Consider the following 20089-nt stretch of genomic DNA (forward strand, 5'->3'; position numbering starts at 1 on the left):
CCGTTCAGCCGCGCTGCGGCTGGCAGGGCTCAATGGGCTGCCCGGCCACCGCGTCCAGGGCTTCCCTGGACACCCGCCCCGGCGCGATCTCGTGCAGCGGCACGAGCACGAACGCGCGGTCCCCCATGCGCGGATGCGGCACGGTGAGCGTCGGCGACTGAATGCGGGACTCGCCGTACAGCAGGAGGTCCAGATCCAGGGTGCGCGGGGCGTTGCGGTAGGGGCGTTCGCGGCCCGCCGCCTGCTCCAGGGCTTGCAACGCGTCGAGCAGCGCGGGCGCGGTGAGCGTGGTGGCGATTTCGACCACGGCATTGATGTAGTCCGGGCCGCTGGAGTCGATGGGGGCGGTACGGTACAGGCGGGACGCCCGCAGCACGCGGATGCCGGGCAATCCGGCCAGCGCGGCCAGTGCCTCGCGCAAGGCCTGTCCGGCATCGCCCAGGTTGGCGCCCAGGGCCACGAAGGCGGTGACCTCGGCGCGCGGCGCGGGCATCACGCGGCCTCGTGGGCTGCCCGCGTCAGTCGCTGGCTTCGCCACCACCGCCCGCGCCGCCTTCGGTGCGGCTGGCGTCGCCGGGCTTGCGGCGGCGGCGGCGGCGTTTCTTGGCCGGGGCCGTGCCGTCCGCGGGAGCGGCCAACGCTTCATCGCCCTGCGCCTGGCCACCGGCATCGCCGTCGTCGTCCGTGGCGCGGAAACGTGGATCGGCCTCGGGCGCATGGGCCGGGTGGTCTTCATCGGTGCGCTTCACGCGCCGTGCCTTGCCGGCGCCCGGGCGGGCCAGGTTCTCGCGGCGCTGTGCATCCACCATGTCCTCGCGCATGTCGTCGCTGGCCATGCTGAAGGTTTCCCACCAGTGGGAGAGTTCTTCCTCCACCTCGCCCACCTGCGCGCGCAGGCGCAGGAAGTCGAAACCGGCGCGAAAACGCGGCTGCTCCACCAGCGTGAAGGGTGTGGTGCCCACGCGCTTGTCGAACCGCGGCTGCATCATCCAGATCTCACGCATGTCCGCGCCGAGCTTGCCGCGGCCCGATACGTCGCCGATGCGCGCCTCGAAGGCGTCGTCCACCGCGTCCTGCAGCGCCGCGAAGGGCGGCGGCGGGCGCTGGCCGGGTCGAGGCGTCAGGCGCTGGCTCCAGCCCTTGCGCACGTCGGCCCAGAGCACGCAGGCCAGCAGGAAGCTCGGCGCCACCGGCTTGCCTTCGCCCACGCGGCGGTCGGTGTCCTGCAGCGCGAGCTTGACGAATTCGTCGTCCGCGCGCTGCACCACCACGTCCAGCAGCGGGTAGATGCCGGTGCCCAGGCCCACGGCCTTGAGCTGCGCCACGCTGGCCAGCGCGTGGCCGGTCTGCAGCAGCTTGAGCATTTCATCGAACAGACGGCTCTGCGGCACGTCGGCCAGCAGCGTGTGCGACGAGGCCAGCGGTGCCAGCGTCTTGGCGTCGAAGGTGAAGCCCAGCGCATTGAGCTTGGCTGCGAAACGCACGGCGCGGATGATGCGCACCGGGTCCTCGCGGTAGCGGGTGGCGGCATCGCCGATCATGCGCAAGGTGCGCTTCTTCGCGTCGCGGATGCCGTGGTGGAAGTCGACCACGGTCTGCGTTTCCGGGTCGTAGTACATGGCGTTGATGCTGAAGTCGCGCCGCGCCGCGTCCTGCTCGATCGGGCCCCAGACGTTGTCACGCAGCACGCGCCCGCTGGCGTCGACCGCGTGCTTCATGCCCGCGAGCTCGCCTTTGCTGGTGCGCTCGTTGCCGGCCACCTGCTCGGCCGCGGCAGCGTCCATGTAGGCACGGAAGGTCGAGACCTCGATCACCTCGTGCTCGCGCCCGCGGCCGTACACCACGTGCACGATGCGGAAGCGCCGACCAATGATGAAGGCGCGCCGGAACAGGCCCTTGACCTGTTCGGGCGTAGCGCTGGTGGCCACATCGAAGTCCTTGGGCCGCAAGCCCAGCAGCAGGTCGCGCACGGCACCACCCACCAGGTAGGCCTCGAAGCCGGCCTGCTTGAGCGTGTGCACCACGTCGAGCGCGCGCTGGTCCACCAGCGAACGGTCGATACCGTGCACGCTGGCCGGCACGTCCTCGCGCTTGCCGAACGGGTTGGCGCGGCGGCCGCCGGGGGTGGCGCTGGTCTTGCCCAGCAGCCGGTCTATGAATTTCTTGATCATTCGAATAGGTTCAATGTGCGCCAGCCCCGCTCGAGGGCGACGGCGCTGAGCCGGGCATCCGGGTTGGTGGCCACGGGCTCGTGCACTTTTTCCAGCAGCGGCAGGTCGTTGATGGAGTCGCTGTAGAAGGTGCTGTGCCCCACGCGCGACCAGTCCAGCCCGCGTGCAGCCAGCCATTGTTCCACACGGGCGATCTTGCCCTCGCGGAAGGAGGGCGTGCCGCGGATCGCACCTGTCGGCTCGCCCTGGGCGTCGCGCTCGAGCTCGATGGCGATCAGCTCGTCCACGCCAAAGGCCCGGGCGATCGGGCCGGTGACGAATTCGTTGGTGGCGGTGACGATGACGACGGTGTCGCCAGCGTCCTGGTGGCGGCGCAGCAAGGCGCGCGCGGGCTCTCCCATGGCCGGGGAAATGACCTCGTGCATGAAACGCTCGTGCGCCTTCTGCGCCACCGCCAGGCCCCGTTCGCGCACCGCCTCGATGGCGAAGCGCACGTAGCGGTGGATGTCGAGCGTGCCGGCCCTGTAGTCGTTGTAGAAGCCGTCGTTGGCCTGCGAGAAGACCTGCGCATCGCGCCAGCCGAGTTTGACGGTGAATTCGCCCCAGGCGTAGTCGGAATCGAGCGGGATCAGGGTGTGGTCCAGGTCGAACAGGGCCAGTCTCATACGTTCATTCGTCTTCCAGCATGGATTTGATCAGCGGGATGGTGATGGCGCGCTGGGTGCGCAGCGCGTAGCTGTCGAGCTGGTCGAGCAGCATCATCAGGCTGGAGAGGTCGCGCGAGAAGCGGCGCAGCATGAAGTCCATCACCTCGTCGCCGAGGAACACACCGCGGTCATCAGCGGCGCGGCGCAGCACCGCGCGGCGCTCGGTTTCGCCCAGCGCCTGCAACTGGAACACGTGGCCCCAGCCCAGGCGGGTGCGCAGGTCTTCGCGCAGCCGCAGGTCAGCCGGCGGGCAGGTGGCCGCGGCCAGCACCCAGCGCGAGGGCCCATGGGCCGGGCTCTGGGCATTGACGAACCAGTTGAAGGCCGCGGCCTGCTGGGCCGCGGTGTACAGGTGGCAGTCGTCGAGCAGCACTGCGTCCCACTGGTCGTCGAAATCCACCGGGTCGTGCGTGCCGGCGTCGAGCCAGCCCACGCGGCCTCCCTGCTCGCGCAAGGCTTCGCTCACGGAGCGCAGCAGGTGTGTCTTGCCACAGCCACTCTCGCCCCAGAGAAAGGTGGGCACGGGCGAGCGTGTGGGGTTGCCCGTCCACAAGCGCAGGTGTTCCACCGCGGCCTCGTTGCCGGCGCCCACGAAGTTGGACAGCGTCGGCAAGGGCGCAAAACCGATGTCCAGTGCGAGCTGCTTCATGGGAAGCGGTCCGGTGCCCATGCCTCAGCAGACTCCGGATGGGATGGTGCGCCGTCTCACGACCGCGATCGCGGCCCGCAGCGGGGCTCGGATCAGGTGAACGTTCAGTGGCATGAGGCGAGGCTGGGCGAAGTGGGCAGGGTTGCCGGGGCGAACCCTTAAAATCTGGGGCAAATTCTATCGGGCCGCCTTCAGGGTACCCGAAAGCCCCCACCCTCCCCGCGTCCAGCCCACCGAACCGCCCCGCCCTGCGACGGGGCCGCCCTCACATGACCTCCCCCTCCACCCCCCTTTCGTACAAAGACGCCGGCGTTGACATCGACGCGGGCGATGCCCTGGTCGAGCGCATCAAGCCGCTGGCGAAGAAGACCATGCGCGAAGGCGTGCTGGCCGGCATTGGCGGCTTCGGGGCGCTGTTCGAGGTGCCCAAACGCTACAAGGAGCCGGTGCTGGTGAGCGGCACCGACGGCGTGGGCACCAAGCTCAAACTGGCGTTCGAATGGAACATGCACGACACCGTGGGCATCGACCTGGTGGGCATGAGCGTGAACGACGTGCTGGTGCAGGGCGCCGAGCCGCTGTTCTTCCTCGACTACTTCGCCTGCGGCAAGCTCGACGTGGACACGGCGGCGGCCGTGGTCGGCGGCATCGCCAAGGGCTGCGAGCTGTCGGGCTGCGCGCTGATCGGGGGCGAAACCGCCGAGATGCCCGGCATGTACCCGGCGGGCGAATACGACCTGGCCGGCTTCTGCGTCGGTGCGGTGGAGAAGTCGAAGATCCTCACCGGTCAGGGCGTGCAGCCCGGCGACGTGGTGCTGGGCCTGGCCTCGCACGGCTTGCACTCCAACGGCTTCTCGCTGGTGCGCAAGTGCATCGAGCGCGCGGGCACCGATCTGCCCGCCACGCTGGACGGCCAGCCGTTTCGCGAAGCCATCATGAAACCGACCCGCCTCTACGTGAAGAACGTGCTGGCCGCGCTGGCCGCGCACCCGATCAAGGCGCTGGCCCACATCACCGGCGGCGGCCTGCTGGAGAACATCCCGCGCGTGCTGCCCGAGGGCACGGCGGCGCATCTGGTCAAGGGCAGCTGGCCGCAGACCGAGCTGTTCGCCTGGCTGCAGAAGACCGCCGGCATCGACGACATCGAGATGAACCGCACCTTCAACAACGGCATCGGCATGGTGGTGGTGATCGCCGCCGACCACGCCACGGCCTGCGCGGCCACGCTGCGCGGTCTGGGCGAGACGGTGTACGAGATCGGCCAGATCGCGCCGCGTGGCGACGAAGCGGCCGTGGTCGTGGCCTGATGTCCTGATCTGATCGGTTTCAGTCCGGCGCCGCATGGCGCTTTTCGACCACCTTGCGGACAATGGGGCCCTTTGGAGCACCCCCATGCACCCGCCGCCACCCGACACCTCCACCGCGTCTTTCAGCGTCGCGATCCTGGCCTTCGACGAGGTCGAGGCGCTCGATTTCGCTGGCCCCTACGAAGTGTTCACCACCGCGAGCCGCGTGCATGCGCGGCAACAGACTGCGGGCGCGCCGGCCCTGTTCGAGGTGCGCAGCGTGGCACGCTCACTGTCGCCGGTGCGGGCACGTGCCGGCCTGCGGCTGTTGCCCGACACCGATTTCACGGGCATTGGCCAGCCCGACGTGCTGGTGGTGCCCGGCGGCGTGATCGACCAGCCGCTGCGATGCGCGGCCACGCTGGCCTGGCTGCGCCAGGCGCACCCGCGCAGCCGCATCACCGCCTCGGTCTGCACCGGTGTGTTCGCCCTCGCGGCGGCGGGCGTGGTGAGCCGCGAACGCGTCACCACACACTGGGAAGACATCACCGACTTGCGCACGCAGTTCCCCGCGTTGCAGGTGGAGGAGCACGTGCGCTGGATCGACAACGGCCACACGGTCAGTTCGGCCGGCATCAGCGCCGGCATCGACATGAGCCTGCACCTGGTGGCGCGCCTGGCCGGCGATGCCCTGGCGCGGCGCACCGCGCGGCAGATGGACTATCGATGGCAGACGGCATGACGAGTGCACCCATCGCGGTGCATTTCGTGCTGCTCGACGACGGCGTGCTGCTCGACTGGGCCGGGCCTGCCGAGGCCCTGCGCGCGGCCAACGATGCCCTGGCGCGCCAGGGCCGTTCACCCGCGTTCACGCTGCATGTCGTCGGACCGCAGGCGCGCTGTCGCACGTCGGTGGGGGCGTACGTGAGCGGCATCGATGCGCTGCCACCACTGGCCGATGCGACGGGGGGGTGCCACTGGGTGGTGCTGATCGGGCAGACCGGCGCGCGCGTCGAACTCGGCAGCCCGCAGGCCCGGGCCACCCTGGCCTGGCTGGCCAGCCTGCCCTTGATGCCGGGTCGCCTCGAACTGGTGTGCGTCTGCGCCGGTGCGGTGCTGGCCGCGCGCGCCGGGCAGCTCGCGCACCGGCAGGCCACCACGCACCACCGACACCTGGATGAGTTGCGTGCAGCCGAGCCGCGCTGCGAGGTGCTGGTCAATCGCGTGTTCGTGGCCGACGGGCCGGTGTGGACCAGTGCGGGCGTGACCACCGGCATCGACCTGATGCTGCACCGCATTGCCGGCGTGTGCGGGCCAGCGCTGGCCGCCGACGTGGCGCAAAACCTTGTGTTGGCGCTGCGGCGCGGGCCGAACGATCCCGAGCTCTCCCCTTTCCTGCGCCACCGCCAACATCTGCATGCCGCGCTGCACCGAGTGCAGGATGCGGTGAGCCAGCAACCGCAGCGGGACTGGTCTGTCGCGCGCATGGCCGAAGTGGCCTGCACGTCACCCCGTCACCTCACGCGCCTGTTCGTCGAGCACGCGGGCATCGCGCCCCTGCAGTACCTGCGCCGCCTCAGGCTGGATCTGGCCGACGCCGCGCTGCAATCCGGCCACAACGTGACACAGGCCGCCGCCCTCGCCGGCTTCGGCTCCGACACCCAGTTGCGCCGCGCCTGGCACCTGCTCGGCAAGGCGGGTTCACCCTCGCGGCCGGGCCGTTGAGGCGCCGGACTGCTACAGCAGCGCCTCGGACGGCAGCACATGCACCCCGGGCGTGGCCGCCAGTGCGGCCTGGAGCAAGTGCCGGGCAATGCGGTCGGCCGGCACCACCCGGTAGCGTCTGGGCAGCAGCGGCTGCACGAGCCTGGACACCTGCACCGCCAGTTGCTCCAGCGGCCGGCTTTCCTGCCGCTGGCCGGCGATCAGGCCCGGGCGCACCAGCGTGAGCGAGGGGTAGCCCACCGCCTGCAGATCGCGCTCGGTCTCGCCCTTGGTGCGCGAATAGAACACGCGCGATGCCACGTCGGCCCCCAGGGCGGAGTTGAAGGCATAGGCCCGCGCGCCATGGCGGCGCGCAAGGTAGGCCACCTCCAGTGGGTGGTCGTGGTCGACCTTGTAGAAGGCGGCCTGCGAGCCGGCCGCGCGGATAGTCGTTCCCAGGGTGCAGACCACGGCGTCCACCGCCCACCAGTCGGCCCCTTCGGGCAGGCGCCAGAAATCCACCACAGGGTTGAGCAACTTCGGGTGCGCTGCGAGGGGCTTGCGCGTGGGCGCGACGACACGTGCCACCGCATCGCTGGCCAGGGCCTGCTGCAGCACATGGCTGCCCACCAGTCCGGTGGCGCCCACCAGCATCAGTTGTTTCATCAGTTGAGCGCGCGGCGCAGTTCCTGCAGGCGCTGGGTGATGGCTTCGCGGTCCAGCGCGTCGTCGGTGTGGGCCACGTAGTTCTCGAGATCGGCCACGGCCAGGCGGGCGTCGCCCATCTCGGCCCAGGCCAGGCCCCGGTCGCGGTACTCGACCCAGGCATCGGGCAGCAGGATGAGCAGCCGGTCGAGCACCGCGATCAGGCGCGGCCAGTCTTCCTGCGCATGGTGGATTTCCTTGAGGTTGCGCAGCAGCCGCGCGAGGATGTCGCGCGGCGTGGCGGCCTGCAGGTACAGCCCCACGGGCACGTCGAAGTCGTCCACCAGGCCGTTGCGCCGCTTGTAGGGCTCCAGCCGCTCGGACAGGTCTTCGCGGCTGAGCGACTGGCCGGTGAACGGATCGATCACCACCTGGCCGTTGGGCAGGTTGACCTTGACCATGAAGTGCCCGGGAAAGTTCACGCCGCGCGCCTTCAGGCCCATGCCCTGGGCCAGCTCCAGCCAGAGCACGGCCAGCGTGATCGGGATGCCGCGGCGCGTGCGCAGCACCGCGTTGAGAAAGCTGTTGTCGGGGTCGTAGTAGTTGTTGACGTTGCCGCCAAACCCCATGTCGCGGAAGAAGAACTGATTGAGCGTGCGCAGGCGCTGCAGCGGGCCGGCGTCTGACGCGCAGCGCCGGCGCACGCGCGCGAGCATCTGGTCCACGTCACCCAGCACCTGCTGCACGTCCAGATCGGGGTATTCGTCCTGCGCGATGGCGGTGGCCGCCTCGAACAGCGGCAGCGCCTCGTCGTCACCCACCAGGGCGGCGAAGTAGCCCAGGGGGGTGGGCGCGGGGTATTCGTACGCGGTGGGCATGGTGGCTATCGTCCGGAATCCGCAGGTTACGTCATTTTCGGACGAACTGCCTCAGGTTCAAACCGGCCAGCAGCAGCGCCAGGAAATACACCAGCACGCCCCCCAGCACGCTCAGCGTGAGCAGGCCCACGCGCTGCAGCGCCCGGCCATCGAAAGCCAGCCAGTTCACCTGGGCGGTAACCCACATCAGGAACACTGCCAGCAGGGCACTGGCCGCCACCACCTGCATGCCGAAACGCGCCCAGCCCGGCAACGGCCGGTAGGCACCTCGCCGCAACAAGCCCACCAGCAGGAACAACGCATTGACCATCGCACCGATGCCGATGGCCAGGGCCAGGCCGGCGTGGCCGAACCGGGGCACCAGCACCACGTTGAGCAACTGGGTGAGCACCAGCACACCGATGGCGATCTTCACGGGTGTGCGGATGTCCTGGCGCGCGTAGAAGCCGGGTGCCAGCACCTTGATCGCGATCAGCCCGACCAGGCCCGCGCCGTAGCCCATGAGTGCGGTCGCGGTGCGTTGCACATCGGCCGCGGTGAAGGCGCCGTAGTGGTACAGCACCGCCACCAGCGGCTGCGCGAAGGTGAGCAGCGCCACCGCGCAGGGCACGGCAAACAGCACCACCAGGCGCAGCCCCCAGTCGAGCAGGCCGCTGTAGCGCTCGGCATCCTCGCCCGCCTTGGCGGCCGCCAGCTGCGGCAGCAGCACCACGCCCAGGGCCACGCCCAGCATGGCCGTGGGGAACTCCATCAGGCGGTCGGCGTAGGTCAGCCAGCTCACGCTGCCGGTGGCCAGGTGCGAGGCGATCTGCGTGTTGATCAGCAGCGATATCTGCGCCACGCTCACGCCCAGCAGCGCGGGCAGCATGAGCGTGGTGACGCGGCGGGTGCCCGGGTGGTTCCACGCCGCCTTCACGCCTGACCAGCGCAGGCTCACGCGCGGCACCAGCCCCAGGCGGCGCAAGGCCGGGATCTGCACGCCCAGCTGCAGCGCGCCGCCCAGCAGCACACCACCGCCCATTGCATATATGGGTTCGATGCCGAGCGAGCTGAACCAGGGCGCGCCCCAGCCTGCCGCACCGATCATGGCCACGTTGAGCAGCACTGGCGTGGCCGCGGGCACCGCGAAGCGCTTCCAGGTGTTCAGGATGCCAGCCGACAAGGCCACGAAGGACATGAAGGCGATGTAGGGGAACATCCAGCGCGTCATGAACACGGCAGCGTCGAAACCGGCGTCATTCAGGCCACTGGCCATGGCCCAGACCAGCGCCGGGGCACCCAGCACGCCGAGCACGCAGGTAAGCGTGAGCGCCCAGGCCAGCACGGTGGCGATCTGGTTCACCAGCACGCGGGTGGCGTCATCGCCCTCCTTCTCGCGCACGCCCGCCAGCACGGGCACGAAGGCCTGGCTGAACGCGCCCTCGGCGAACAGCCGGCGCAGCAGGTTGGGGATCCGGAAGGCGACGTTGAAGGCGTCGGTGAGGGCGCTGGCCCCGAAAGTCGCCGCCATCAACAGCTCGCGCACAAGGCCGGTGATGCGGGACGCCAGGGTCAGGAGCGAGACAAGGGAGGCGGACTTGAACAGGGTCACGCGGCGAGTGTAACGACCGCCCCAGGCTGCCCTGCCTGGGGCCGGCAGCCCGGCGCCGGCGCAGCCCGGCGGGCCTCGCTCGACGCCCTTGCCGCGCGCCTGGGCCGTGCTAAAATTGCGGGCTTTGCTGGCATCATCCCCAAACACTGAAGGAAACTCACCATGGCAACCAAGCCGAAGAAAAAGAACCCCCGTCTGGCGTCTGGCCGCAAGCGCGCCCGCCAGGACGTCAAACTCAATGCAGCCAACACCTCGCTGCGCTCCAAATACCGCACCGCCGTCAAGAACGTTGAAAAAGCCGTTCTGACCGGCGACAAGGCCAAGGCCACCGAACTGTTCGCCAAGATGCAGCAAGTGGTCGACATCGTGGCCGACAAGGGCATCTTCCACAAGAACAAGGCCGCACGCGACAAGAGCCGCCTGTCTGCCAAAGTCAAGGGCCTCGCAGCAGCCGCTGCCTGATCCCAACCGGTCTGGCCTCGCCAGACCACCAGCCCGGGCCAACAGGCCTGCCGTTTGAAACGGGTGCGCTGCCAGCAAAAGCAAAAAAGCCGTCGTTAGACGGCTTTTTTGTTGTCCGGCCCGAATGGGACTCAGCTTTTGGCCGGAGGGAGGTCGGGCAGGAGGCAGGCTTCAGCCACCTGCAGGCCGTTGTCGCGCGCGAAGTTCATGCAGAAGTCCCAGGCCATGGGCTCGGCCTCGCGCAGGTCCACATGCACCACCACGCATTTCACGCCGTTGATGGTGTTGGGCACGCACCAGGGGGAATAGCTCAGGTGGCTGCCGGGCTGGGCGCCGCCCGGGCGAAACGAGCTCATTACCCCGGCCAGGCGTTCGGCCCAGTCACTGGGGCGGAAGGTGCGTCCGTCCTTCGTGACACCCTGGATGAAGACTTGTTTGGCGGACGGTGAAACCATTCGGGGAAAAGCCTTCGGATGGAGGGCCTGACTGGAGGGAAACCATCCGCGGACGGAGGATCGCTCGCCGGGCTGGGCAGCAGGTATTCTATCTTATATAAGACCTGAACCAAGGGATAACCCGGGTTCCAGGGCGGGAGCCGGAACGCATCTCAGCGATGCCCAATCAGCAAGGATGATGCCCGCTTGCTGCGCCTAAAATCGCCCTTCAACGGCTCAACCTTCGTTGAGCCGCTGTCTTTTTGGCCCCTCCTCTTTCCCTTCCTTCCCGGAGCCCCGCATGAACGCCGCCCTCAAGCCCGTCGCCTCGCCCCACGTGATGAACACCTACGGTCGCCTGCCGATCGCGATGTCGCATGGCCGAGGCTGCCGTCTGTGGGACACCGACGGCAAGGAGTACCTGGACGCGCTGGGCGGTATCGCCGTCAACACCCTGGGCCACGGCCACCCCAAACTGGTGCCCGCCCTGCAGGACCAGATCGCCAAACTGATCCATTCCAGCAACTACTACCGCGTACCTGACCAGGAACGGCTCGCACAGATGCTGGTGGAGCGCTCGGGCATGAGCAACGTGTTCTTCTGCAGCACCGGCCTGGAGGCCAACGAAGCCGCCCTGAAACTGGCCCGCAAGTACGGCCACGACAAGGGCATTGAGCGCCCCGAGATCGTGGTCTATGAGAAAGCCTTCCACGGTCGCTCCATCGCCACCCTGTCGGCCACCGGCAACCCCAAGGTGCAGGCCGGTTTCGGCCCGCTGGTGGAAGGCTTCATCCGCGTGCCGCTCAACGACATCGAGGCACTCAGGAAGGCCACGGCCGGCAACCCCAACGTGGTGGCGGTGTTCTTCGAGACCATCCAGGGCGAAGGCGGCGTGAACCCGATGCGCGCGCAGTACCTGAAGGACGTGCGCGCGCTGTGCGACGCCAACGACTGGCTGCTGATGATCGACGAGGTGCAGTGCGGCATGGGCCGCACCGGCAAGTGGTTCGCCCACCAGTGGGCCGGCATCGTGCCCGACGTGATGCCGCTGGCCAAGGGCCTGGGCTCGGGCGTGCCGATCGGCGCGGTGGTGGCTGGCCCCAAGGCGGCGAACATCTTCCAGCCGGGCAACCACGGCACCACCTTCGGTGGCAACCCGCTGGCCATGCGCGCCGGGGTCGAAACCATCCGCATCATGGAAGAAGACGGCCTGCTGGAGAACGCCGCGCGCGTGGGGGAACACCTGCGCGCCGCGCTGGAGAAAGGCCTGGCCGGCAAGCCCGGCGTGAAGGAGATCCGCGGCCAGGGCCTGATGATCGGCATCGAGCTGGACCGCCCCTGCGGCGTGCTCACCCAGCGCGCGGCCGACGCCGGCCTGCTGCTCTCGGTCACGGCCGACAGCGTGATCCGCATGGTGCCGCCGCTGATCATGACCACGGCCGAGGCCGACGAGGTGGCGGGCATCCTGCTGCCGCTGATCCACGCCTTCCTGGCCGAATGAACCCGACCGCCATGACGAAGATTCCGCACTACCTGCAGTTCAAGGACCTCGACGCCGCCGCCTACGCCTACCTGTTCGAGCGCGCGGCCTTCATCAAGCGCAAGTTCAAGGCGGTGGAAAAATACCAGCCCTTCGCCGACCCCGACCGCACGCTGGCCCTGATCTTCGAGAAGGCCAGCACGCGCACCCGCGTGAGCTTCGAGGCCGGCATGTACCAGATGGGCGGCTCGGTGGTGCACCTGACCACCGGCGACAGCCAGCTCGGCCGCGCCGAACCCATTGAAGACAGCGCGCGCGTGATCAGCCGCATGGTCGACATCGTGATGATCCGTACCTACGAGCAGGCCAAGATCGAGGCCTTCGCCGCGCACTCGCGCGTGCCCGTCATCAACGGCCTGACCAACGAGTTCCACCCCTGCCAGATCCTGGCCGACATCTTCACCTTCATCGAGCAGCGGGGCTCCATTCAAGGCAAGGTCGTGGCCTGGGTCGGTGACGGCAACAACATGGCCAACACCTGGCTGCAGGCGGCCGAGCTGCTGGGCTTCACGGTGCACGTGAGCACGCCGGGCGGCTATGAGGTGGACCCGGTGCTCGCCGGCATCACCAACCCGGCTTGCTACAAGGTCTTCAAGGACCCGCGCGAGGCCTGCGCCGGCGCCCACCTGGTGACCACCGACGTCTGGACCAGCATGGGCTTCGAAGCCGAGAACGAAGTGCGTCGCGCGGCTTTCAAGCGCTGGTGCGTGGACGAGGACATGATGCGCGTGGCCCAGCCCGACGCGCTCTTCATGCACTGCCTGCCCGCGCACCGCGGCGAAGAAGTGAGCGCCGAGGTCATCGACGGCCCGCAGTCGGTCGTGTGGGACGAGGCGGAGAACCGCATGCACGTGCAGAAGGCGCTGATGGAATACCTGCTGCTCGGCCGACTGGGCTGATGCAGGCCCTGCTCGACGCGATCGCGCGCATCGAACCTTCGGTCGATGCCGGACGCGTCTTCCATGGCCGCGGTGGTCTGCACCCGGGCTGTGAGCAATGGGCGCTGGACGCGTTCCCGCCGGTCTGGGTGCTCACCAGCTTCCAGCCGGTGGACGACGCGACACTCGCCACGCTGCATGAAGCCTTCACCGCCCGCTGGAACAAGGTGGCCCCTGGCGAAGCGCTGAACTGGGTGTTCCAGTGCCGGCACGAGGGCCGCACCGAGACCCGCCTGATGGCCGGCACCGTGCCCGAGCCGCACGTGGTCAGCGAGCGCGGCGCGCGCTACCGGGTGCACGTGCTCAAGGGTCAGAACCACGGCCTGTTCCTCGACATGGCCGAAGGCCGCCAGTGGGTGCGCGAGCACGCGGCGCAACGCAAGGTGCTCAACCTGTTCGCCTACACCTGCGCGTTTTCGGTGGTGGCGCTGCAAGGCGGCGCCAGACAGGTCGTCAATGTCGACATGAGCGGCGGCGCCATGGCCATCGGCCAGCAGAACCATGCGCTCAATGCCCTGCACAACGGCGCGAGCTTCCTGACCCACGACATCTTCAAGACCTGGGGCAAGATCACGCGCGGCGGCCCCTACGGCCTGGTCATCGTCGACCCGCCCAGCTTCCAGAAAGGCAGTTTCGTTGCCACCAAGGACTACCAGCGGCTCATGCGCCGGCTGCCGGACCTCGTGATCCCGGGCGGCCAGGTGCTGTTGTGCCTGAACGCGCCCGAGCTGGACACGGCCTTCCTGCAGGAACAGATGAAGGAAGCCGCGCCCGAGCTGATCTTTGAACAGCGGCTGGCCAACCCAGCTGCCTTTGCCGACGCCGCGCCCGAGCGCGCGCTCAAGGTGCTGCTGTACCGGGCGCCGCCCCTCGCACCGAAGCCCGCATGAGCGCCTGCACCACATGCGGCGCCTGCTGCGCCTGTTTCCGCGTCGACTTCTCGGCGCACGAGGGCGAGGACATGGGCGGCCCTGTGCCTGCCGGCCTGGCGGTGGAGGTGAACCAAAGCACCCTGCGCATGCGCGGCACCGACCACTCGCCGCCGCGCTGCGCGGCCCTCACCGGCCAGATCGGCCACAAGGCGCTCTGCGGCATCTACGAATGGCGCCCCTCGCCCTGCCGCGAGTTCGAAGAAGGCAGCGAAGCCTGCGCCCGTGCGCGCCAGCGCCACGGCCTCCCCGCGCTCGACGGCGCGATTTGAGTCCGCTATTTGCTTCAGGCCTCAACTATTTTCGAGGCCTGTTGGGATTAACCGACACCACGGATTTTTTCAGGGTGCTACCTTCAACGCACCATGAAAAAACTCTGGGACATCTCCCCGCCAGTGCACGCCGGCGCCCCGGTCTTCCCGGGTGACACGGCCTACTCGCAGCAATGGGCCACCACCATCGGCCCGGGCTGCCCGGTCAACGTCAGCGCGATCACGCTCTCGCCGCACGTGGGCGCGCACGCCGACGCTCCGTTGCACTACGACGCGCAAGGCGCGGCCATCGGTGCCGTCTCGCTCGACGCCTTCATTGGACCCTGCCGCGTGATCCACGCCATCGGCTGCGGCCCGCTGATCAAGCCCGAACATATCGCGCACGCGCTCAACGGACTGCCACCGCGCGTGCTGGTGCGTGTGTACGAACGCCAGCCGCAGGATGCGTTCGACAACGCCCTGCCCGCCTTCGCGCCCGAAACCGTGGAGCAACTCGCCGACCTGGGTGCGCAACTGATCGGCATCGACAGCGCCAGCATCGACCCGGCCGACAGCAAGACGCTGGAGAGCCACCAGACGATCCGCCGGCGCGGCCTGCGCGTGCTGGAGAACCTGCTGCTCGACGACGTGCCCGAAGGCGACTACGAGCTCATCGCCCTGCCTCTGAAACTCACCACCGCCGACGCCAGCCCCGTGCGCGCCGTGCTGCGGGAACTGTCATGACCCTCACCCTGCAAGACTGCCGCGCGCTCGACGCGCAAGACCCGCTGCGCGCCCTGCGCAACCTGTTCCACATCCCCGAAGGCACGATCTACCTCGACGGCAACTCGCTCGGCGTGATGCCGCGCAGCGCGCCCGCACGCGTGGCCGACGTGGTGGCGCGCGAATGGGGCAACGACCTGATCCAGAGCTGGAACAAGAACGGCTGGTTCGCCCTGCCGGCAAAGGTGGGCGACAAGATCGCGCGCCTGATCGGCGCCGCGCCAGGCACCGTGGTGGCCACCGACAGCACTTCCGTCAACCTCTTCAAGGTGCTCAGCGCCGCCATGCACCTGGCGCAGGCCGACAGCCCGGGCCGCAAGCGCATCGTGAGCGAGCGCAGCAACTTCCCGACCGACCTCTACATCGCCGAAGCGCTGTGCCGCGAGCGCGGCTTCGAGCTGGTGCTGATCGAGCCCGAGGACATCGCCGCCGCGCTCACGCCCGAGGTTGCGGTGCTCATGCTCACCCACGTGAACTACCGCACCGGCGCCATGCACGACATGGCTGCCGTGACCGCCGCCGCGCACGCCACCGGTGCGCTCATGCTGTGGGATCTGGCGCACAGCGCGGGCGCCGTGCCGGTGGACCTGACGGCCGCGGGCGCCGACTACGCCGTTGGCTGCGGCTACAAGTACCTGAATGGCGGCCCGGGCGCGCCCGCCTTCGTGTGGGTGAACCCGCGCCACACCGACCGCTTCTGGCAGCCCCTGGCCGGCTGGTGGGGCCACGCCACGCCGTTTGAATTCACACCCGACTACAAGCCCGCCGCCGGCATCACGCGCTACCAGTGCGGCACCCAGCCCATGATCAGCCTGGCCGCACTCGAATGCGGCGTGGACACCCTGCTGGCCACCGAGGCGCACGGTGGCATGGCCGCGCTGCGTCGCAAATCGCTCGCGCTCACCGACTTGTTCATCTCGCTGGTGGACGAGCGCTGCCACGGCCACGGCATCGGCCTTGCCACGCCACTGGACCACGCGCAGCGCGGCTCGCAGGTCTGTCTCACAATGGACCGCCCCCACGCTCCGCCGCTGCGCGGGTCGCTGCCCCCCGAGGGGGCGCCCGCCGCCTTGGGGCGGCCCGGCGGTGGCGGAGGCTCCGTCGCCTACGCCATCGTGCAGGCCCTCATCGCGCGCGGCGTGGTCGGCGACTTCCGCGCCGGCGATCCTTCGACAGGCTCAGGACGAACCGGCAGTCCGGACATCCTGCGCTTCGGCTTCACACCGCTCTACATCGGCTTCGAAGACGTGTGGCACGCGGCCGAGCACCTGCGCGACGTGCTCGAAACGGGTGAATGGCAACGCCCCGAGTTCAACCAGAAACACGCGGTGACCTGAACGCAAGGCCGAGTCGAGCACACACACACCGTTCGGGCTGAGCCTGTCGAAGCCCTCACCACACAGTTCCCCCTTCGACAGGCTCAGGGCGAACGGGACCGCGACATGCCCAAACCCGAAGACATCGTGCGCCAGGAAGGCGCACAGCTCGACTTCAGCCGCGACATGAGCTACGGCGACTACCTGCAGCTCGACAGCATCCTGAATGCGCAGAAGCCGCTCTCGCCCGCGCACGACGAGATGCTGTTCATCATCCAGCACCAGACCAGCGAACTCTGGATGAAGCTCATGCTGCACGAGCTGCGCGCCGCCATCGCGCACATCGCACAGGACGAGCTGCAACCCGCCTTCAAGATGCTCGCGCGCGTGAGCAAGATCATGGAACAGCTGGTGCACGCCTGGGACGTGCTCGCCACCATGACGCCGCCCGAATACAGTGCGCTGCGCCCCTACCTCGCGCAGTCCAGCGGCTTCCAGAGCCACCAGTACCGCTGCATCGAATTCGCGATGGGCAACAAGAACGCCGCCATGCTCAAGCCGCACACGCACAGCCCCGAACGGCTGGCCAAGGTGCAGGCGGCCTTTGAAGCCCCATCGCTCTACGACGAAGCCCTGCGCCTGCTCGCGCGCCGCGGCTTCAGCGTGCCCGCAAGCCACACCCAGCGCGACTGGACCCAGCCCTATGAAGCCAGCGACGCCGTCGAACAGGCCTGGCTGCAGGTCTACCGCAACCCCAGGGACCACTGGGACCTGTACCAGCTCGGCGAAGAACTCACCGACCTGGAAGACGCCTTCCGCCTCTGGCGCTTCCGCCACGTGACCACGGTGGAACGCGTGATCGGCTTCAAGCGCGGCACCGGCGGCACGGGCGGCGTGAGCTACCTGCGCAAGATGCTGGACGTGGTGCTGTTTCCGGAGATCTGGCGCTTGCGGACGGATCTTTGAGCGGGAGGTGCCCGGTGTTCCGGGTACGAACAGGGACGGGCATACCCCAAAAATAGGGGGGAGTATCCGGTCATACCGTTTATCATTCCGCTCGTCGGTCGCATTTCCGCATCGGGCTCGCCTCGTGCTTGAAGATTTCGGACGATACCGTCCTCCACTCCTCTGTACAGAACCCATGCCATGTCCACCCAGATGCAGCGACCCTCCGCCCGTTTCCTGATGGTTCCTGCCGTTGCTGCGGGTCTGGTTGTGGCTTCATGGACGGGCATGGCCGTCGCTCAGGACAAGGTAACGGTCGGTTATGTGAAGAACGTCAAGGGCACGGCAACGGTCACCACGGACGGCCAGGTGGTCGAGGCGCAGCCCGGCACCCCGCTGCACCAGGGCAGCGCGCTCAAGACCGATGCTCAATCGAGCATGGGCGTCATGTTCAAGGACAACACCATGATGTCCTTCGGGCCGAGCACGGTGCTCACTGTCGATGAATACCTGTACGAGCCAAGCGAAGGCAAGCTCAAGCTGGGCGCGCGCATGGGCAAAGGCACGCTGAATTACGTGTCGGGCGTGATCGCCAAACTGCAACCCGAAGCCGTAACCATCAAGACCCCGACGGGCATGATCGGCGTGCGCGGCACGCAATTCCTGCTCAAGGTCGCGGAAGAGTGATCATTTGGCGTTGAACACGATCCTGTCACCCCGTTCGTTCTCCGCCAACCTCGCGCAATACAACGCCACCAGCGGGTCGCCGGGGTAGTTCTCCCGCAAACGCTCGAAGCGCTCCTGCGCGTGCGCCTCCCCGTCACGCGCCGCTTCGTAGGCCGCCTGATACATCGCGGTGGGCGCATACCCCTGAGGAAGCGTGTCGGGCAGTGGTTCAAACACCTGCAGCGCCTTCTTTTTGCCTTTGAGCACCAGATGGCCCACCGGTCTGGCCGACACGTGGGCGCAGGCCGACAGCGTGGCCTCCGACGCACAGATCAGCGTGCCCAGGTGTTTGTTCACACTCTCCAGGCGTGCCGCGGTGTTCACCGGGTCGCCGAGCGCACGGTAATCGAAGAGCGCGTTCCCGCCGAAGTTGCCCACGATGACCTCGCCCGAGTGCACGCCGAACCGGGTGTGCCCGAACGCAATGCCTTTGCCCTGCAAGTCCCGCGCATAGGCCGTGGCGAAGGCGTGCATCTCCATCGCACAGTCCAGTGCGTGCTGCGCATGGTCGGGCTGCACAACGGGGGCGGAAAACATGATGGCCAGGGCGTCACCCACGATGCGGTCCAGCGTGCCCTGGTGGCGGAAGGCAATGGAAATCATTTCTTCGAGATAGCCGTTGAGCAGGGTGACCGCGGCCGCAGGGTCGATGTCCTCCATCAGACTCGTGAATCCCGCCAGGTCGGTGAAGACGAAGCTGCAATGCTGGCGCTTGCCGCCCAGCTCCAGCTGGCCGGGGTTGTTCATCAGGTACTCCACCCGGTTGGGTGACACATAACGGGAAAACGCCTCTTTGACCCAACGCTGCTGGCGCTCGCTCCAGAAATGCCGGCACAGACTGGCCAGAGCGAACGCCATCGCCCATGCGAGCGCGGGCGTGAAGCTGTCCAGCAGCAGGCGGTGGTTCAAAAATGCCGACCACCCTCCCCACAACACCCCCACCACCAGCGCCAGCGACATGGCGGCCGCCCACAACGAAGGCACGAAAACGCCGATCCAGACCACCGCCACACAGCCCAGCACCACGGCGAGCACCTCGGCCGCCCCGGCCCAGCTGGGCCGGGTCAGGTAGTGTTCCGAAAGCACCTGCTCCAGTGCTTGCGCATGCGCCTCGACGCCGGGCATCACGCGCCCGAGCGGGTTGAAGCGCAGGTCCATCAGGCCTTGTGCCGAACTGCCCACCAGCACGATGTGCCCGTCCAGCAGCGCGGGATCGGCCTCTCCAGCCAATACCTTCCACGCCGGCACATAGCGCTGAGGCTGCTCGGTGGTGTAGTGCAGCCACATCTCGCCCCGCGCATTGGTGGGCACGGTCGCCTGGCCGATGCGCACCTGCGCCAGGGCTGGTGCGTCGCCCTCGGCGCGCCGGAGGATGTAGTTGTCAACACCCTGGGCCACCCGCAGCAGCTCGGCGCTCAGGCCTGGCACGGGCGCGCCTGCCAGAGCCAGTGCCATGGGCACGCGGCGCACCACGCCATCGCCATCCGGCATGAAGGTCAGAGCGCCGCTCCCGCTGGCCACCGCATCAAGCACCGGCAGCGGCGGCACCGCCGCGGCGAACGCGTGCAGTGCCTGGGGACTCGGCTGACCCACCCACACGTAGCGATAGGGAGCCTTTGGAACGGCCTGCTGCGGCTGCTGCTGTGCCGCCGCATCGCTGCGCAGCGCAAAACCCAGCACCACGTTGTGCGCGGCAATGGCCTGGGCAAAGGTGACATCGTGATCCGGCAGCGCTTCCAGCGAACGCGCTTGTGCGGGCGACAAGGCCCACTCGGCGGAGACGCGTGCGGGCGAGGTGCGATCCGGCTCGGCGAACACCACGTCGAAGCCGATGGCCGCGGCTCGCTTGGCCCCCAGCTGTTCGACCAGTTGCGCCAGTTTGTTGCGCGGCCAGGGCCATTGCCCGATCTTCTCCAGGCTCGCTTCATCGATGTCGACGATCCTGACCGGCATCGCCTCGTAGGTGCGAGGTTGCCATCGCTGGTACTGGTCGAAGCCCTGATGCCGGAGCGTCTGCAGCGCCAGCGGGTCAGCAAGCACCAGCGTCAGGCCGAGCACCGCCATTGCGACACTGAGCAACGCGGCGACCGAACGCAGGGACAGCTTGCTTTTCATGCATCAGGCCGATGCAGTG

21 protein-coding genes are annotated in these 20089 nt (G+C 68.3%); 12 read left to right on the forward strand and 9 right to left on the reverse strand.

Going from position 1 to position 20089, the window contains the following annotated elements; genetic code table 11:
- Positions 1-4: 4 nt before the first annotated feature.
- The 4 genes from folK to hda are packed head-to-tail and all read right to left on the reverse strand — an operon-like array spanning position 5 to position 3527.
- Positions 5-493 carry a 2-amino-4-hydroxy-6-hydroxymethyldihydropteridine diphosphokinase gene (folK, locus tag K5880_RS00955; protein ID WP_297647453.1) on the reverse strand — a complete coding sequence of 163 codons (489 nt, stop codon included), beginning with the start codon at positions 491-493 and terminating at the stop codon, positions 5-7.
- 25 nt (positions 494-518) lie between these two features.
- Positions 519-2171 carry a polynucleotide adenylyltransferase PcnB gene (gene pcnB, locus K5880_RS00960; protein WP_297647456.1) on the reverse strand — a complete coding sequence of 551 codons (1653 nt, stop codon included), beginning with the start codon at positions 2169-2171 and terminating at the stop codon, positions 519-521.
- A complete protein-coding gene (locus tag K5880_RS00965; RefSeq protein WP_297647459.1) occupies positions 2168-2836 on the reverse strand; it encodes an HAD family hydrolase in 669 nt (222 codons plus the stop codon). The genes pcnB and K5880_RS00965 overlap by 4 nt, the downstream gene beginning before the upstream one ends.
- Positions 2837-2840: 4 nt before the next feature.
- Positions 2841-3527, reverse strand: a complete 687-nt coding sequence (hda, locus tag K5880_RS00970; protein WP_297647461.1) for a DnaA regulatory inactivator Hda — start codon at positions 3525-3527, stop codon at positions 2841-2843.
- 269 nt (positions 3528-3796) lie between these two features.
- Between hda and purM the strand changes: the two genes are divergently transcribed.
- The 3 genes from purM (at position 3797) to K5880_RS00985 (ending at position 6538) form a co-directional block, all read left to right on the forward strand.
- A complete protein-coding gene (gene purM / locus K5880_RS00975) occupies positions 3797-4834 on the forward strand; it encodes a phosphoribosylformylglycinamidine cyclo-ligase (RefSeq protein WP_297647463.1) in 1038 nt (345 codons plus the stop codon).
- 85 nt (positions 4835-4919) lie between these two features.
- Positions 4920-5555 (forward strand): DJ-1/PfpI family protein, encoded by a 636-nt coding sequence (locus K5880_RS00980; protein WP_297647465.1) that lies wholly within the window; start codon positions 4920-4922, stop codon positions 5553-5555.
- Positions 5552-6538 carry a helix-turn-helix domain-containing protein gene (locus K5880_RS00985; RefSeq protein ID WP_297647467.1) on the forward strand — a complete coding sequence of 329 codons (987 nt, stop codon included), beginning with the start codon at positions 5552-5554 and terminating at the stop codon, positions 6536-6538. Before K5880_RS00980 ends, K5880_RS00985 begins: the two co-directional genes overlap by 4 nt.
- A 12-nt stretch (positions 6539-6550) precedes the next feature.
- On the opposite strand, the gene K5880_RS00990 is transcribed toward K5880_RS00985, so the two are convergent.
- Genes K5880_RS00990 through murJ form a run of 3 tightly spaced genes read right to left on the reverse strand, consistent with a single transcriptional unit; the run spans position 6551 to position 9631 of the window.
- Positions 6551-7183, reverse strand: a complete 633-nt coding sequence (locus tag K5880_RS00990; protein ID WP_297647469.1) for an NAD-dependent dehydratase — start codon at positions 7181-7183, stop codon at positions 6551-6553.
- Positions 7183-8040 carry a tetratricopeptide repeat protein gene (locus K5880_RS00995; RefSeq protein ID WP_297647471.1) on the reverse strand — a complete coding sequence of 286 codons (858 nt, stop codon included), beginning with the start codon at positions 8038-8040 and terminating at the stop codon, positions 7183-7185. The genes K5880_RS00990 and K5880_RS00995 overlap by 1 nt, the downstream gene beginning before the upstream one ends.
- Positions 8041-8071: 31 nt before the next feature.
- Positions 8072-9631, reverse strand: coding sequence for a murein biosynthesis integral membrane protein MurJ (gene murJ, locus K5880_RS01000; protein WP_297647473.1), 1560 nt, complete (start codon positions 9629-9631; stop codon positions 8072-8074).
- Between the two features lie 162 nt (positions 9632-9793).
- On the opposite strand from murJ, the gene rpsT reads away from it, so the two are divergent.
- Positions 9794-10093 carry a 30S ribosomal protein S20 gene (gene rpsT, locus K5880_RS01005; protein WP_159592314.1) on the forward strand — a complete coding sequence of 100 codons (300 nt, stop codon included), beginning with the start codon at positions 9794-9796 and terminating at the stop codon, positions 10091-10093.
- A gap of 131 nt (positions 10094-10224) precedes the next feature.
- On the opposite strand, the gene K5880_RS01010 is transcribed toward rpsT, so the two are convergent.
- Entirely contained in the window at positions 10225-10548 is a 324-nt protein-coding gene (locus tag K5880_RS01010; RefSeq protein WP_297647477.1) for a DUF3579 domain-containing protein, read from the reverse strand.
- Positions 10549-10828: 280 nt separating this feature from the next.
- Here K5880_RS01010 and K5880_RS01015 point away from each other — a divergent pair, with 280 nt between their 5' ends.
- The 8 genes from K5880_RS01015 (at position 10829) to K5880_RS01050 (ending at position 17916) form a co-directional block, all read left to right on the forward strand.
- Positions 10829-12028 carry an aspartate aminotransferase family protein gene (locus tag K5880_RS01015; protein WP_297647479.1) on the forward strand — a complete coding sequence of 400 codons (1200 nt, stop codon included), beginning with the start codon at positions 10829-10831 and terminating at the stop codon, positions 12026-12028.
- Complete coding sequence (gene argF / locus K5880_RS01020) at positions 12025-12966, forward strand: ornithine carbamoyltransferase (RefSeq protein WP_297647481.1); 942 nt, start codon at positions 12025-12027, stop codon at positions 12964-12966. The genes K5880_RS01015 and argF overlap by 4 nt, the downstream gene beginning before the upstream one ends.
- A complete protein-coding gene (locus K5880_RS01025; protein ID WP_297647483.1) occupies positions 12966-13895 on the forward strand; it encodes a class I SAM-dependent methyltransferase in 930 nt (309 codons plus the stop codon). Before argF ends, K5880_RS01025 begins: the two co-directional genes overlap by 1 nt.
- Positions 13892-14206: a YkgJ family cysteine cluster protein gene (locus K5880_RS01030; RefSeq protein ID WP_297647485.1), complete on the forward strand. Its 315-nt coding sequence runs from the start codon at positions 13892-13894 to the stop codon at positions 14204-14206. The genes K5880_RS01025 and K5880_RS01030 overlap by 4 nt, the downstream gene beginning before the upstream one ends.
- Before the next feature lie 93 nt (positions 14207-14299).
- A complete protein-coding gene (gene kynB, locus K5880_RS01035; protein WP_297647487.1) occupies positions 14300-14929 on the forward strand; it encodes an arylformamidase in 630 nt (209 codons plus the stop codon).
- On the forward strand, positions 14926-16305 hold the full coding sequence (gene kynU / locus K5880_RS01040) for a kynureninase (RefSeq protein ID WP_297647489.1): 1380 nt from the start codon (positions 14926-14928) through the stop codon (positions 16303-16305). The genes kynB and kynU overlap by 4 nt, the downstream gene beginning before the upstream one ends.
- 105 nt (positions 16306-16410) lie before the next feature.
- On the forward strand, positions 16411-17250 hold the full coding sequence (gene kynA, locus K5880_RS01045) for a tryptophan 2,3-dioxygenase (RefSeq protein ID WP_297647491.1): 840 nt from the start codon (positions 16411-16413) through the stop codon (positions 17248-17250).
- A gap of 180 nt (positions 17251-17430) precedes the next feature.
- Positions 17431-17916: a FecR domain-containing protein gene (locus K5880_RS01050; RefSeq protein ID WP_297647493.1), complete on the forward strand. Its 486-nt coding sequence runs from the start codon at positions 17431-17433 to the stop codon at positions 17914-17916.
- Here K5880_RS01050 and K5880_RS01055 read toward each other — a convergent pair whose 3' ends face one another.
- Positions 17917-20070, reverse strand: coding sequence for an adenylate/guanylate cyclase domain-containing protein (locus K5880_RS01055; protein WP_297647495.1), 2154 nt, complete (start codon positions 20068-20070; stop codon positions 17917-17919).
- Positions 20071-20089: the final 19 nt, after the last annotated feature.

It is taken from the genome of Hydrogenophaga sp. (assembly GCF_025699295.1).
In the GTDB taxonomy this organism is placed as follows: Bacteria; Pseudomonadota; Gammaproteobacteria; order Burkholderiales; family Burkholderiaceae_C; genus Hydrogenophaga.

Bases quoted from the DNA above. Each gene is read 5' to 3' on its own strand.
- folK (WP_297647453.1), bottom strand. From the start codon at position 493: ATGCCCGCGCCGCGCGCCGAGGTCACCGCCTTCGTGGCCCTGGGCGCC.
- pcnB (WP_297647456.1), bottom strand. From the start codon at position 2,171: ATGATCAAGAAATTCATAGACCGGCTGCTGGGCAAGACCAGCGCCACC.
- K5880_RS00965 (WP_297647459.1), bottom strand. From the start codon at position 2,836: ATGAGACTGGCCCTGTTCGACCTGGACCACACCCTGATCCCGCTCGAT.
- hda (WP_297647461.1), bottom strand. From the start codon at position 3,527: ATGAAGCAGCTCGCACTGGACATCGGTTTTGCGCCCTTGCCGACGCTG.
- purM (WP_297647463.1), top strand. From the start codon at position 3,797: ATGACCTCCCCCTCCACCCCCCTTTCGTACAAAGACGCCGGCGTTGAC.
- K5880_RS00980 (WP_297647465.1), top strand. From the start codon at position 4,920: ATGCACCCGCCGCCACCCGACACCTCCACCGCGTCTTTCAGCGTCGCG.
- K5880_RS00985 (WP_297647467.1), top strand. From the start codon at position 5,552: ATGACGAGTGCACCCATCGCGGTGCATTTCGTGCTGCTCGACGACGGC.
- K5880_RS00990 (WP_297647469.1), bottom strand. From the start codon at position 7,183: ATGAAACAACTGATGCTGGTGGGCGCCACCGGACTGGTGGGCAGCCAT.
- K5880_RS00995 (WP_297647471.1), bottom strand. From the start codon at position 8,040: ATGCCCACCGCGTACGAATACCCCGCGCCCACCCCCCTGGGCTACTTC.
- rpsT (WP_159592314.1), top strand. From the start codon at position 9,794: ATGGCAACCAAGCCGAAGAAAAAGAACCCCCGTCTGGCGTCTGGCCGC.
- K5880_RS01010 (WP_297647477.1), bottom strand. From the start codon at position 10,548: ATGGTTTCACCGTCCGCCAAACAAGTCTTCATCCAGGGTGTCACGAAG.
- K5880_RS01015 (WP_297647479.1), top strand. From the start codon at position 10,829: ATGAACGCCGCCCTCAAGCCCGTCGCCTCGCCCCACGTGATGAACACC.
- argF (WP_297647481.1), top strand. From the start codon at position 12,025: ATGAACCCGACCGCCATGACGAAGATTCCGCACTACCTGCAGTTCAAG.
- K5880_RS01025 (WP_297647483.1), top strand. From the start codon at position 12,966: ATGCAGGCCCTGCTCGACGCGATCGCGCGCATCGAACCTTCGGTCGAT.
- K5880_RS01030 (WP_297647485.1), top strand. From the start codon at position 13,892: ATGAGCGCCTGCACCACATGCGGCGCCTGCTGCGCCTGTTTCCGCGTC.
- kynB (WP_297647487.1), top strand. From the start codon at position 14,300: ATGAAAAAACTCTGGGACATCTCCCCGCCAGTGCACGCCGGCGCCCCG.
- kynU (WP_297647489.1), top strand. From the start codon at position 14,926: ATGACCCTCACCCTGCAAGACTGCCGCGCGCTCGACGCGCAAGACCCG.
- kynA (WP_297647491.1), top strand. From the start codon at position 16,411: ATGCCCAAACCCGAAGACATCGTGCGCCAGGAAGGCGCACAGCTCGAC.
- K5880_RS01050 (WP_297647493.1), top strand. From the start codon at position 17,431: ATGTCCACCCAGATGCAGCGACCCTCCGCCCGTTTCCTGATGGTTCCT.
- K5880_RS01055 (WP_297647495.1), bottom strand. From the start codon at position 20,070: ATGAAAAGCAAGCTGTCCCTGCGTTCGGTCGCCGCGTTGCTCAGTGTC.